Source organism: Psychrobacter sp. BI730, from assembly GCF_013414195.1.
GTDB lineage: Bacteria > Pseudomonadota > Gammaproteobacteria > Pseudomonadales > Moraxellaceae > Psychrobacter.
The window spans coordinates 84,996-98,327 of the sequence record NZ_JAATTV010000015.1 but is presented as its reverse complement, the minus strand read 5'-3'; the positions used below and the strand labels follow the sequence as shown (position 1 = coordinate 98,327).

The 13,332-nt window shown below is 43.0% G+C and carries 11 protein-coding genes; 7 read left to right on the top strand and 4 right to left on the bottom strand.

Annotation, left to right across the window (positions count from 1 at the left end):
* Positions 1 to 486 precede the first annotated feature (486 nt).
* The 6 genes from HCZ91_RS11630 to HCZ91_RS11605 all read left to right on the top strand — a co-directional run bounded on the left by HCZ91_RS11630 (position 487) and on the right by HCZ91_RS11605 (position 6,037).
* Positions 487 to 834, top strand: a complete 348-nt coding sequence (locus HCZ91_RS11630) for a hypothetical protein (RefSeq protein ID WP_179799517.1) — start codon at positions 487 to 489, stop codon at positions 832 to 834.
* A gap of 380 nt (positions 835 to 1,214) precedes the next feature.
* The gene (locus tag HCZ91_RS11625) at positions 1,215 to 2,273 is read left to right on the top strand and encodes a TRAP transporter substrate-binding protein (protein ID WP_179799516.1); all 1,059 of its coding nucleotides are present in this window, start codon (positions 1,215 to 1,217) and stop codon (positions 2,271 to 2,273) included.
* A gap of 17 nt (positions 2,274 to 2,290) precedes the next feature.
* The gene (locus HCZ91_RS11620; protein ID WP_179799515.1) at positions 2,291 to 2,818 is read left to right on the top strand and encodes a TRAP transporter small permease subunit; all 528 of its coding nucleotides are present in this window, start codon (positions 2,291 to 2,293) and stop codon (positions 2,816 to 2,818) included.
* Entirely contained in the window at positions 2,815 to 4,104 is a 1,290-nt protein-coding gene (locus HCZ91_RS11615) for a TRAP transporter large permease (RefSeq protein WP_102093493.1), read from the top strand. Before HCZ91_RS11620 ends, HCZ91_RS11615 begins: the two co-directional genes overlap by 4 nt.
* A gap of 234 nt (positions 4,105 to 4,338) precedes the next feature.
* Positions 4,339 to 5,391, top strand: a complete 1,053-nt coding sequence (locus tag HCZ91_RS11610; RefSeq protein ID WP_179799514.1) for a 5'-nucleotidase — start codon at positions 4,339 to 4,341, stop codon at positions 5,389 to 5,391.
* A 40-nt stretch (positions 5,392 to 5,431) separates the two neighbouring features.
* A complete protein-coding gene (locus HCZ91_RS11605) occupies positions 5,432 to 6,037 on the top strand; it encodes a rhomboid family intramembrane serine protease (protein WP_179799513.1) in 606 nt (201 codons plus the stop codon).
* A gap of 63 nt (positions 6,038 to 6,100) precedes the next feature.
* Here HCZ91_RS11605 and HCZ91_RS11600 read toward each other — a convergent pair whose 3' ends face one another.
* The 3 genes from HCZ91_RS11600 to HCZ91_RS11590 form a co-directional block, all read right to left on the bottom strand.
* On the bottom strand, positions 6,101 to 6,649 hold the full coding sequence (locus HCZ91_RS11600; RefSeq protein WP_101204398.1) for a hypothetical protein: 549 nt from the start codon (positions 6,647 to 6,649) through the stop codon (positions 6,101 to 6,103).
* A 161-nt stretch (positions 6,650 to 6,810) separates the two neighbouring features.
* On the bottom strand, positions 6,811 to 8,679 hold the full coding sequence (locus tag HCZ91_RS11595) for a sodium:solute symporter family protein (protein WP_101205297.1): 1,869 nt from the start codon (positions 8,677 to 8,679) through the stop codon (positions 6,811 to 6,813).
* A gap of 4 nt (positions 8,680 to 8,683) precedes the next feature.
* A complete protein-coding gene (locus HCZ91_RS11590; protein WP_101205298.1) occupies positions 8,684 to 8,944 on the bottom strand; it encodes a DUF4212 domain-containing protein in 261 nt (86 codons plus the stop codon).
* A gap of 754 nt (positions 8,945 to 9,698) precedes the next feature.
* Between HCZ91_RS11590 and HCZ91_RS11585 the strand changes: the two genes are divergently transcribed.
* Positions 9,699 to 11,195, top strand: a complete 1,497-nt coding sequence (locus HCZ91_RS11585) for an alanine/glycine:cation symporter family protein (RefSeq protein WP_102093499.1) — start codon at positions 9,699 to 9,701, stop codon at positions 11,193 to 11,195.
* A gap of 136 nt (positions 11,196 to 11,331) precedes the next feature.
* On the opposite strand, the gene HCZ91_RS11580 is transcribed toward HCZ91_RS11585, so the two are convergent.
* Entirely contained in the window at positions 11,332 to 12,969 is a 1,638-nt protein-coding gene (locus HCZ91_RS11580) for an electron transfer flavoprotein-ubiquinone oxidoreductase (RefSeq protein ID WP_102093511.1), read from the bottom strand.
* Positions 12,970 to 13,332: the final 363 nt, after the last annotated feature.

The following is a 13,332-nucleotide window of genomic DNA, read 5'->3' as shown; positions in this document are numbered from 1 at the left end:
TCAGAAGTGAAACATCGTAGCGCCAATGGTAGTGTGGTTCGCCCATGTGAGAGTAGGTCATCGTCAGCTCTCTATTCTAGATAAAGCCCCCTTCGCTAACGCGGAGGGGGCTTTTCTTTGTGTCTATCTTTTATTCCTAATGATCTACGCAGAAAATCCTATTTAAAGGTGAGCAAGGAGTAACGACTGTCTGGGAGACAGTCGTCCGTAGCGCAAGACGGAAGGCTATGCCGGTAGATAGCTCTTGCGTTGCCTAGCAAAGCAATGTTTTGCCTTAACGGTGCTCTTCTCGTTCGTCAGCTCTCTATCCTTGAAAAGCTCCTTGATACTGACGTATCAAGGGGCTTTTCTTTGTGCGCGGTTTGGTAATAAAGCTTAGTGCTAGATGTTTCGGTCAAAACTCAAACCTTCCTACAAATCAGTTTGATGTGATACTATTTATTCACTTTTAGAATCTACTATTTGTCATTTATTTTGGAGCATATTATGGGCGTTTCACTCTACTATACTGCTGAACGTTCTACTCTCTTGACTCAACAGGAGCAAGAAAAGATCGCGTCAATAGTCGATGAATATAATGAAAACTTCAAGCATGCAGATGATGCAGAGACTTTCGATCTCTATGCATATGATGATAGTGAGTCTGAGGTCATATTAGCAGGAGCTACAAAGCTACCTGCTAATATGGATGTAGAAGATCTTATGTATACCCTAGAGCATTGGCTACAATGTTTGACTGAGATTCGCCTTGTGGTAACTGATGCAGAATGGCATGTACATCTAGATGATAACGATGCTGTATGGGTAGATGATAAGTGGCAAATGGAAAAGTAGCGCTTCATCGCTATTATTATTTATCTAAATGCTTATATCAGTTTCTATATATTCATATGATATTTACAAAAAAAGCTCTCAACTGCGTAGCAGGCTGAGAGCTTTTTTATGAGGAATTATTTTATTCTGCTTACTTTTTACTATTATCTATATAGACAATTCAAGTATTAAGATTATATTTATAATATGAATATATCCTTTATAATATGCTTAAAATGATTTGACTTCTATCATTATAGCTGCTAATTTTAAACTGTATTTTTATTACAGGTGTGTAAAAAATATATCTAAACCTTGTAGACAATTTAATCTAGGATGAATCAAATTGTCTGCTCGTAACACATTACTCCTATTCTCATAATTATCAAAAGGAATTGATAATGAAGTTAGCTCCTCTTTTTTCAATTGGTGCTTTAGCCGCTATTAGTCTTCTTGGCTGTTCTAACCAGTCTGCTGATACGACTGATGGCTCATCAGCTACTTCTCAAGAAATTACCGTACTACGGTTTTCACATTTTTGGCCAGCAACCTCATCTATCAGTAAAGAAGTCTTCGAGCCTTGGGCAAAACAGATAGAAACAGATTCTAATGGTCGTCTAAAAGTGGAGCTTTATCCATCAGCGGGTCTTGCTAAAGCAGACGTTACTTATGAATCTGCTGCTAAAGGTACGATCGATATCGGTTCACAAGCGCATGGTTATACCAACGGTCGCTTTCCTTTGACTCAGATTACTGAACTTCCAGGTTTATCAAATTCAGCAACTCAAATGGGCTGTATGCTACAGACCTTATATGATGACGGTACTTTAGCAGGTGAATACGAAGACTCACATTTATTATTTATGTACGGGGCTGGACCTGGGGCGCTTCATACAACTGATAAGCTAATTCGAACACCTGAAGACATGAAAGGTATGCGTATTCGCCGTCCTTCAGCTGTTGCTGGTGATATTATTGAAAGCGCTGGTGCCTCGCCAGTAGGTTTACCTGCTAATGATATGTATACCTCGTTACAGCGCGGCGTTGTTGATGGTTTGAGTTTCCCTTGGGAAGCAGTAACAGCGTTTAAAATTGATGAGATTACCAAGTATCATACCAATATTCCTTTCTATAGTTCAGCGCTTATGGTCACGATGAATAAGGACAAATATGACAACTTACCTGATGATCTAAAACAAGTTTTGGATAAAAACTCAGGGATGGCATTAGCTAATAAGGTCGGTGAAGTGTTTGATAAACATGACCAAATGGCAATTCAAGCTGCTAAAGATAAAGGTGATGAAATTATCGAAATTCCTGATCCATTAAATGATCCAGACTGGAAAGGGCCACTTGAAAGAGGAACACAAAAATATCTAAAGGATGTTAATGCTTTGGGTTTGGATGCTGATAGTGTCTATGAAAAAGCAAAAGCTGCCAGTGCTGCCTGTAAGGTTTAACCTATTGGAGGTGTCACATGGCATTTTTAGTCAAGCTCAGCGTCTTAATCTCTAGATTATGCCAGTTCATTGGTGGGATCAGTCTCATCATCATCGTACTAACCACCATGCTCGACGTCAGCGCGCGCTACATATTCAAACTCACCGGCGGTGAGTTTGGCTTTACCGTCAAAGGCAGTGTAGAGATCGTCTCCTACTTCATGCTATTTGCATTACTCGCTGCCTTTGCTGCCTTCGTTGAACGCTCACAAATCATCGTCGACGTCTTCACCCAGAAAATGCCCCAATCTATCAAGGGCTACCTCATGGCTATCTTTATGATGGGCTTCTTTGTCATCGGCATCGTCTTCTCATGGGGACTCTACGAGAGCGCCATTGATGCCTTAGAGTATGGCAAAGTCACCCAAGACCTTCGCATATCTATGATGCCTATCTATATGGTTAGTGCATTCTTAAGCATCCTACTGGCCATTCGCTCATTGATCGAATCCATCAACATCTTTAAGACAGGCGAATTCTTTGACGCCGAGGAGACAGGCGCATGAGTCCAGAAATTATCGGTGCGATTGGCCTAGTGGTCATGATCCTGCTTGTCGTCTTACGAGTACCTGTCGCACTTGCCATGTTAGGGGTAGGCTTAGTCGGTTTTGGTGCGGTTACCGCGCCTAGTGGTGCTCTGCAAATGCTCAAAGATATCCCAGTTGATGTCTTAGCAAAGTATGACTTTAGCGCCATCCCTTTGTTTATTCTGATGGGCGTGTTTGCTACTCACTCAGGTATGGCAGGAAAACTCTTTGAAGCCACCCGAACCATATTTGGCGGAGTAAGGGGTAGTCTTGGTATTGCAGGTATTGGTTCATCCGGTATCTTTGCCTCTATCTCAGGCTCATCGCTTGCCACTGCCTCTACCATGACCAAAGTGGCGTTACCGCAAATGGAGAAGTACGGCTATCAGCCAGGCTTTGCCTGCGGTATCTTAGCCGCTGGTGGTACGCTTGGTATTATGATTCCGCCCAGTATTGCGCTACTGGTCTATGCCATCTTAACCCAGCAGTCAGTAGGTGACATGTTCATCGCTGGGTTTTTACCCGGTATGCTCGGTATGGTGATGTACTCACTGACCGTCATGGTGATGGTACGCTGGAAACCACACTTGGCAAAACGTGGTGAGAAAACGTCTTGGAAAGCCAAGCTATTATCGCTTACGGGGCTGATACCGTTTAGCTTTATCTTTATTGTGATTATTGCCGGTATCTTCTTTGGGTTATTTACCCCAACAGAAGGGGCCGCAGTAGGGGCGTTTGTCTCTTGGGCTTATGCCTTTGCTAAAGGCATGCGTTTAGATGGTCTTAAGCAGTCATTGATTGAGACGCTAGCACTCTCTGCAGTGGTGTTCTTTATGCTACTGGGTGCAGAGGCATTGGGATATTTTATCTCAGTCTCACGCTTGTCTTATACCTTGGCATCTTGGATCGGTGGGCTAGCGGTCAGTCCAATGATTGTGCTGATCTGTATCCTGTTCATGTACTTCCTATTGGGATTGTTCATGGATGCCTTAGCGATGCTAGTAATCACCATTCCCGTGGTATATCCCATCATTCTAGCGTTAGGGTTTGATCCGGTCTGGTTTGGCATCATTGCGGTATTGACGGTGGAGCTTGGTTTGATTACGCCGCCGATGGGCATGAATATCTTTGTGATTAAGGCGATGGCACCGCACATTAAGCTGAGCGATATGTTCCGAGGGGTGGCACCATTCATTGTCTCTGATGTGATTCGTTTGGTTATTTTGGTGATGTTCCCTGCGATTTCACTTGTGCTATTGGGGTAGGCTGAATCTAAACCATAGCTTATATAGCTATTGCATGAAGCCATATTGCTAATAAAGCAGTGTGGCTTTTTTATTGGCTGATATTTTGACTAAGAATTAAGAGAGGAACATTTTACAAACTCACAATCTGCGATGCTGCATGATGATAACTTTTCTTAGTGTTATAAAGGCTTGTGAATGTAGTAAACTGGTTTTCATTCATTTTCCTATATAATTTTATAAGTAGAGATAGTCATGGCTGTCGATTTTAGTAATACGCTTATCGTCGCAATTTCTGCGACGGCACTTTTTGATTTGACTGAGTCAGAAAACTATTTGCTAGAGCTGCTAGAGCAACGACCTACAAGTGCTATAAAAGAGTTTAGGGAGTACATGACCGAGCGTGAAAATGATCCCTTGAATATTGGTGCAGGTTATCCGTTGATCAAAGCGTTACTAAACCTAAATAAGTATTCTGATAATAGCGATGGACAAGATTCAGACATTGAAACACCATTGGTCGAAGTCGTTATCGTGTCAAAAAGTAGTCCAGACACTGGTATTCAGGTACTTAATGCAATTCTAGAACATGACATTAATATCTCCCGTTCTGCTTTTATTTCAGGTAGCCCTGTTGCGCCTTATATCAAAGACTTTAACGTTGATCTGTTTTTGACTACCAATCGTGATGATGCTCAGCAAGTTGCGGATGCCAATATCTGTGCCTGTGCCATACTAGACGCTACGCCTGTGAATACTTATGAGCTGGATACTGAGCAGCTGCGCATTGCCTTTGACGGGGACGCGGTACTTTTTGATGATTCAGGTGAACTGCTATACAAACAAAAAGGGCTACGAGCCTTTCATGATCGTGAAGTACAAATGCGTGATTTACCGATTGAAAAAGGTCCTTACGCTGAATTATTGATTAAATTATCAAATCTGCAAGAGCGCCTACCTGCTGATCTAAAATACTCGCCAATAAAAATTGCGCTTGTGACCGCGCGTAATGCACCAGCTGACTTGCGTGCTATTAAGACATTGCGAGAGTGGGGCGTGAATGTTGATATGGCGTTTTTTTTGGGAGGACTAGAGAAAACAGCGGTACTCAGAACATTTGCGCCGCATATCTTCTTTGATGATTCAATCAAGCATATCGATGCGGCACGTCGCTTTATTCCTACGGCCTTGGTTCCTTATCATTCGACGTCATTATTGCATGGTGATAACTATCTCACTGCGGATGAAGATGCATCACTATTATCGTTCAAACCTGCTGTACGCCCACTATTTGCTGTAAATCATTAAATAGGCATAAAAAATTTAGATAATAAGGATAGGATGGTATATGAATTGGCAGCAGTTGCTTCACTTAATTGTCGTACGAATAAAGCAGGTCATCGGACTATATGCTTTTGTACTTATACCGATGTGGGGTATGTTTTTTCTAAATGAAGTGGCCTTATTTGGACTGTGGAATATCTTTGGTATTGTACCGCGTGCTTTAGATGTGGGTAGTATGATAGGGGTATTTGCTTCATGGACCATGCATGGCAATTTGTCGCATTTGACTGGCAATACGGTGACGCTATTACAGATTTTGTTTTTGTTTGGACTGTTTGAGAAGAATGCTTATCGCACGGTAATTAAACTGGTGGTCGCCTCAGGACTGGTCACTTGGGTTATCGGGTCGCCATCTTCTATCCATATCGGCGCATCAGGGCTTTGTTTTGCAATGTTAGGTTATATGATAGGCGGAGCTATATTTGCGCGGCGTTGGGGTTATCTGATTGCTTGTATTGTTATGGGGACTGGTTATTGGCTGACCATTAAGCAAGGATTGATGCCGCAACAAGGTATCTCATTTGCGGCACATTTTGGTGGCTTGTGCGCTGGGCTATTGCTAGGAGCTAATTCAAAGCATACTTATTCAGCCGCTTCTCAACGCTATTAAAAGCAACTGGATGTCAGTATTTAATGAACCAGCATAATCATAACCGTACTAAGCGTTATAGGATCAGACGATTTCATCAGTACAGATTTTGATAAATAAAGGATCGTCTGTAGTCAGCTCTCGCCACGCAGTGGTCTGTTTAACATGTTCATTCACCGTCAGTGTGTTACCTTTTTCTGGTATTACGTAGTCTGCACGCGCAGGAACACTGCAATCGATAACTTGTGGAACTTTCTCTACACTTCTTCGTCTTTCAAATAAATATAAATTGAATAAATATATATTTGGGTTGTCTACTTGCACACTAGCATTTCCAGTATCAGCAGCGATAAAACGTAATATTTGTGGTTTAGCATAAGACCATGGGCGGAACCATTCCTTGCTTTCTGCTGTTTTGACAACTTCTACGCCTTCTGGCAGATCTCGCACTTGTTGACCATACCAGCTGTATTCCTGGTTTATCTGGAATGCAAACATCCCAATAGCAGCAAATAAGGGAATCAGCCATTTAGGTGCACGTTTGCCTGCCAGTTTGCTGAGGTGAGTTATGATAAGTGCTAGTCCAGCCATACCAAATGCGGCAGCGATGGTAGCGATAAACTCAAAAAGCATAAAATATTCCTTAATGCGTTAGATGTGTCTAATTGAACCTCTTAGATAAAGTAAAAATCTAAAATTTAGTTATTATAGCTATAGGATAAAAAAATCACCCACAAGCAGCTACTGCCTGTGAGTGATATATAGTAACAGAAGATATATCCTCAGTTGTGAGCTTAGTGGTCGACCGCACCGCCAGCGCCACGTGGAGAACGTACGCTCTCAACCAGCTCTTGAATATGTGCTGGTGGTGGCGCAGTAGCATAAGATACAGCGAATGCTACGATGAAGTTAAGCAATGCACCAACTGCACCAAATGATAGTGGTGAGATACCAAATAACCAGTACTCTTCAGTATCAGGGAAGTTCGCTGTACCACTGATGAAGAACCAACCTTTGAACATAAAGATATAGACAAGAACGACTATTAAACCAGTCAACATACCTGCAATAGCGCCAAGATTGTTGATGCGTTTAGAGAAAATACCCATCATTAACACAGGGAACAATGAAGAGGCAGCAATACCGAAGGCCAGTGCTACGACCTGTGCGGCAAACCCTGGCGGATTCATACCTAAGTAAGTTGCTACTACAATCGCCACACCCATAGTGATACGAGCATATTTTAGCTCTTGTTTATCAGTGATATTTGGGTTTAAGTTACGTTTGATCAAGTCATGACTGATGGCTGATGAAATTGCGAGCAGTAGGCCTGCAGCGGTTGATAGTGCTGCTGCCAAACCACCTGCAGCAATCAGACCAATAACCCATGGTGGAAGCTGTGCAATTTCTGGATTCGCTAGAACTAAGATATCAGCGTTAACATCAAGCTCGTTACCTGCCCATCCAGCGTTAGCAAAACGACCATCAAGCTCTGCATCATGTGCAATACGAGCGGTTTCTACCGCTGCAGTTGCTGCAGCAACATCGCCACCGTCAGTTTGAGCAGTATTGAGGGCGATCTGAGCAGCACCTAACCCACTATCACTGTACAACTGAATACGACCATCATTGTTTAGATCGTTATACTTGATAAGACCTGTTTCTTCCCATGTCATCATCCAGTCTGGACGTTGATCATATTCTAGAGGCGCTTCTGCAACCCCTTGTGGGTAAACGGTGTCAATTAGGTTTAGACGAGCCATGGCACCTACTGCTGGAGCAGTAAAGTATAGTAGCGAGATAAATACCAGTGTCCAACCTGCTGTCCAACGTGCATCAGCCACTTTAGGTACAGTGAAAAAACGAATGATAACGTGTGGTAGACCTGCTGTACCGATCATTAGCGTCAAGGTAAATAGCACCATGTTTAGCTTGTTAGGAACATCAGCCGTATAAGAGGCAAATCCTAAGTCAGTCACAACTTGGTTAAGCTTAGTCAAAATAGGGACACCTGACTCGACATGGTTTGAAAACAAACCAAGGCCTGGAATCGGGTTACCGGTCAACTCAAGTGAAATAAAGACAGCAGGAATAGTATAGGCAATCATCAGAACCACATACTGTGCAACCTGCGTATAGGTAATCCCTTTCATACCACCAAGTACGGCATAGAAGAAGACAACAATAGCCGCAATGATAAGACCAGTACTACTCTCAACTTCTAAGAAGCGCGAGAATGCAACACCAGCACCGGTCATCTGACCGATAACGTAAGTGGTCGATGCGGTAATCAAACAGACCACAGCAATCATAGCAGCCGTTTTTGAGTAAAAACGATCGCCGATAAAATCAGGAACCGTGAACTTACCGAACTTACGTAAATAAGGCGCTAAAAGCATCGCTAGCAGAACGTAACCGCCAGTCCAACCCATCAAATAGGTAGAAGCGCCATAACCACTAGCAGCAATAAGACCTGCCATTGAGATAAATGACGCCGCACTCATCCAGTCAGCAGCTGTTGCCATACCGTTAACGACCGGATGGACACCACCACCAGCAACATAAAATTCACTGGTTGAACCAGCACGAGCCCAAATCGCGATACCGAAATAGAGAGCGAAGGATAGACCCACAAAAATAAGATTAATTACAAATTGACTCATGGGGCTATTCCTCGTCTACGCCATATTGTTTGTCTAACTTATTCATACGCCAAGCGTAAAAGAAAATTAGGATGATAAATATACCAATGGATCCTTGCTGAGCAAACCAAAAGCCCAGATCAGTACCACCGATTTTGATACCAGCTAACAATGGACGAAACAAGATACCAAAGCCATATGAGCATAGCGCCCAAACAACCAAGCTGCCGAGAATGAGACGAATATTGGCGCGCCAATATCCAGATGGATCGTTGTGGTTTTCCATAGGACAACTCCTTTTGTCTTACCTAAAAAATATCAACCATATAAAAAGAACTGCGATTATTTCTTACCACGAAAAGTATAAAAAATAGTCAGGTACTGCTTTATATAGTGAAAATGATGATGCGTGATAGTACGTTTAATGCTCGGTAATTCTCTACTTCAAATAAAAGTAGTTAACTATTTAAGCATCGTATTGACCTAAACCATCGAATGGCAAAAATAACGTTTCTTGAGGAAGACAGAAGGGTGGACTATCCAGTGTCTTTTTAACAATCTCGTCTTCCTGACAAGAGTTTTAATCTTTTTAACGCGCTAACCTGTTGTACTGCTTGATAGCTTCGATAACCATAAAACAGTCTAAACGGATATAGAATTCATATTAGCACGGTTTAATAAAGATAATTGCAAACTACTGCGCATAAATAATAAGTAAATTACTAAAAATTAGTTTGCTTAGCCTTCAATGAAAAACCCGACGTTACGGAAATGGTACGGCAACCGTGTAGTTTGTGCGATTAAATTATCACTTAATCTATTCTATATAAGATGAAACATAAGCATTATTTATTTTGAAAATAGTTATATGAATTCGATAAGCAAACGTGATGGTCATATGTCGCTCAATATCTATATCATGCACGGGTCTTTTTGGTATCAGGTATTTTGTGCAGAGGCTTTTATAGTCCATGGCAATCAAAATATGATATCGATATGAAATTTAAGTAACGCGTATAAAGAATGAATAAGGAGCCCATATGAACGAAGGGATAGTAGGTTGGTTTAATAACATCGTAAATTATGGTGTCGGTATTATCTGGGGTAACAATGACTGGCTGATTGCTAGCAACCCTTGGTATGGATTACTGATGTTCTTACTAATTGGTGCGGGTCTTTACTTCACCGTCGTGACACGTTTTATTCAGTTTCGTCATTTTGGTCATATGTGGAAGTTGCTACGCGTGTCCAATCAAGGACGCAAAGATGGTGGTATTAGCTCGTTTGAAGCATTGATGACGTCACTGGCAGCCCGTGTTGGTACTGGTAACTTGGCAGGTGTGGCAATTGCCATCTATCTAGGTGGACCAGGTGCTGTATTCTGGATGTGGATGACGGCACTGGTCGGTATGTCGACCAGCTTTATCGAGTCAACCTTAGCACAGGCCTACAAAGTACCGCACAATGATAATGTGTACCGCGGTGGCCCTGCTTATTACATCGAAAAAGGCCTAGGCAAACGCTGGCTTGCCGTGTTTTTCTCATTATGTTTGTTAGTGGCTTTTGGTTTGGCATTCAATGGCGTACAATCCAACACCATCGCTCAAGCAACCAATGAAGCCTTTGGTGTGCCAACGTGGATGACAGGTTTGGTACTGGTAGTACTGGTAGCGCCAGTGGTATTTGGTGGTTTGCGCTCAGTAGCTCGTATCGCGGGTAAAATCGTACCAGTGATGGCCATTTTGTACATCTTGCTAGCGCTATTTATTATCGTGACTAATTTTAGTCAATTCCCAGCAGCGATCGCGTTGATTGTAAAATCAGCATTTGGCTTTGAACAAGCGGCAGGCGGTGTCATTGGTTATGGTATTGCGCAGGCAATGATTAACGGTATCAAACGTGGTTTGTTCTCTAACGAAGCAGGTATGGGTTCAGCGCCGAATGCTGCAGCAACGGCAAAGAGTCATCCAGATCATCCAGCAGTGCAGGGTTTTATGCAGATGCTAGGTGTATTTATGGATACCCTTATCATTTGTACCGCGACGGCGTCGATTATTATCTTGTCTGGCGTGGTCGACCCTAATGTCGAGCAAGAAGGTATTCAGTTAACCCAGCTAGCCTTATCACAGTATGTGGGTGACCTAGGTGTTGTGTTTGTGGCGATTGCGATTTTCTTCTTCTCATTTACGTCTATTATCGCCAACTATAGCTACGGTGAGTCAAATCTTGAATTTATCTCTGGTGCCAAAAATGCCAAAGTAATGATTATGGTTTTCCGCTTCCTAGTATTAGGTATGGTATTTATCGGCTCTGTTGCTAGTTTACCTGCTATATGGAACTTCGCTGACTTGTCTATGGGTCTGATGGCCTTGGTCAACTTAGTGGCCATCTTGCTCTTATCTCCTGTAGCGCTAAGAATACTGCGTGACTATGAGCGTCAGGTAAAAGAGGGTAAAACAGGGGATCAGATTAAGTTTGATCCTGATAACTTTGTAAAACTTAGAGATGAAGCTAACCGTGACGCTTGGACGGACTAAGCAGCATCGATTAGTAAAAGTTGCTTGTTCTAAGCATTAAAAAACCGCCCGACTCTTATGCAGAGAAGGGCGGTTTTCATTGGAGTACAGTTTTAACGATATTAACTGTACCAGCTCAAATCAGAATTATCCTGATTTACATGTTTGGGTAGTTAGGACCACCGCCACCTTCTGGCGTTACCCAGGTGATGTTCTGTGAAGGGTCTTTGATATCACAGGTCTTACAATGCACACAGTTCTGCGCATTGATGACAAACTTAGCACCTTCAGCGTCTTTGACCACTTCATACACACCCGCTGGGCAGTATAAACGTGCAGGCTCAGCGTACAACGGTAGGTTGATTGAGATAGGTACCGTTGGATCAGTAAGTTTTAGATGCGTTGGCTGATCTTCTGCATGGTTGGTGTTAGAGATAAATACCGACGACAATTTATCAAATACCAACTTACCATCAGGCTTAAGATAAGTTGGTTGATAAGCATGATTAGCACGCTCCAACTGATCGTAATCTGGGATATTGTCATGCAAAGTGAATGGCATTTTACCTTTTAACAAGTTGTGCTCGATAAAGGTGAAAGCGCCGCCCATGAACAGACCCATACGGTGAATCGCCGGTGAAAAGTTGCGCGACTCATAGTTATCTTGATACAACCATGACTCTTTGTACATTGTACTATAAGCAACCACTTCATCATGCTGACGTTCAGCTTGTAGCGCCTCAAAGATAGCTTCGGCTGCGAGCATGCCTGACTTCATCGAGGTATGCGTACCTTTGATTTTTGCTGGGTTTAAGAAACCAGCGTCATCACCTACCAACACGCCACCTGGGAAGGTGAACTTCGGTAATGAGTTTAGACCACCTTTGGTCAACGCACGTGCGCCGTAAGAGATGCGCTTACCGCCTTCTAAAACATTTTTGATAACAGGGTGCGTTTTCAAGCGCTGCATTTCATCGAATGGAGACATGTAAGGGTTGTGGTAAGACAAATCCGCCACAAGACCAAAGCTTACTTGGTTGTTTTCATCAAAGTATAACCACCAGCCACCAGTAGAGCCAGTTTCAGTCAATGGCCAGCCAAGACCATGCATGACAACGCCTTGCTCATGCTTTTCAGGCTCAACTTCCCATAGCTCTTTTAGACCGATACCATAATGCTGAGGATCAGAATCTTTATCTAGATCAAAACGGCTGATTAAGCGTTTGCCTAAATGCCCACGGCTACCTTCGGCAAAAATAGTGTATTTGGCAAGAAGCTCATAACCAGGCTCAAAGCTCGGCTTGGCTTCACCATTGGCGGCTACACCCATATCACCAGTTAACACACCTCTGACCGAACCGTCGTCATTGTATAAGATGTCATCGGCAGGGAAGCCTGGGAACATCATGACTTCAAGCTCTTCTGCCTGTACGGCCAACCAACGAACGACATTACCTAGCGAGACAATATAGTTGCCGTCGTTATGCATCGGACCTGGAATCAAAGAGTCAGGCACTTTAGTTGAGCGTGTGGCAGAGTTTAGATAATAAAAACGATCTTCTGTCGCTGGCACGTTAAGCGGTGCGCCTTTTTCTTTCCAGTCAGGAATCAGCTCATTTAGAGCACGTGGCTCGATGACTGCACCAGACAACGTATGGGCACCAAACTCAGAGCCTTTTTCGACCACACAAACCATAAATTCATCATTACCAGCTTCAATAGCGAGCTGACGCAAACGTATGGCAGCAGACAGACCTGCAGGTCCACCGCCAACAATGATGACATCGAACTCCATTGATTCGCGTTCGACTTCAGGTTCCGCGGCAACTGGCGCTACGACTGGTTCTACTTTATCTAGCGTTGCGGTCTCTGTCGCTACTGGTGCGTCAGCATTCACAGTATTACCATCAATAACTGGCGTTTGATTGTCTTGCTCTTGCATACCTACTCCTAAACTTTTAGTGGCTTATCTCAGGGCATCATTAGCTTAACAACTGAATAATAGACTTGCGGCGCTAACGTCACTCAGACATATGGCTGCCCGATAAAACTGTCTTTGCGGCATCAATTGACCCGTCATGGTTAATACCAATTTATCTAAGAATATCAACGCATAACGTAAGATGTGTCATCAATACAACACCCACTTGACCATTTC

Bases quoted from the DNA above. Each gene is read 5' to 3' on its own strand.
- HCZ91_RS11630 (WP_179799517.1), top strand. From the start codon at position 487: ATGGGCGTTTCACTCTACTATACTGCTGAACGTTCTACTCTCTTGACT.
- HCZ91_RS11625 (WP_179799516.1), top strand. From the start codon at position 1,215: ATGAAGTTAGCTCCTCTTTTTTCAATTGGTGCTTTAGCCGCTATTAGT.
- HCZ91_RS11620 (WP_179799515.1), top strand. From the start codon at position 2,291: ATGGCATTTTTAGTCAAGCTCAGCGTCTTAATCTCTAGATTATGCCAG.
- HCZ91_RS11615 (WP_102093493.1), top strand. From the start codon at position 2,815: ATGAGTCCAGAAATTATCGGTGCGATTGGCCTAGTGGTCATGATCCTG.
- HCZ91_RS11610 (WP_179799514.1), top strand. From the start codon at position 4,339: ATGGCTGTCGATTTTAGTAATACGCTTATCGTCGCAATTTCTGCGACG.
- HCZ91_RS11605 (WP_179799513.1), top strand. From the start codon at position 5,432: ATGAATTGGCAGCAGTTGCTTCACTTAATTGTCGTACGAATAAAGCAG.
- HCZ91_RS11600 (WP_101204398.1), bottom strand. From the start codon at position 6,649: ATGCTTTTTGAGTTTATCGCTACCATCGCTGCCGCATTTGGTATGGCT.
- HCZ91_RS11595 (WP_101205297.1), bottom strand. From the start codon at position 8,679: ATGAGTCAATTTGTAATTAATCTTATTTTTGTGGGTCTATCCTTCGCT.
- HCZ91_RS11590 (WP_101205298.1), bottom strand. From the start codon at position 8,944: ATGGAAAACCACAACGATCCATCTGGATATTGGCGCGCCAATATTCGT.
- HCZ91_RS11585 (WP_102093499.1), top strand. From the start codon at position 9,699: ATGAACGAAGGGATAGTAGGTTGGTTTAATAACATCGTAAATTATGGT.
- HCZ91_RS11580 (WP_102093511.1), bottom strand. From the start codon at position 12,969: ATGGAGTTCGATGTCATCATTGTTGGCGGTGGACCTGCAGGTCTGTCT.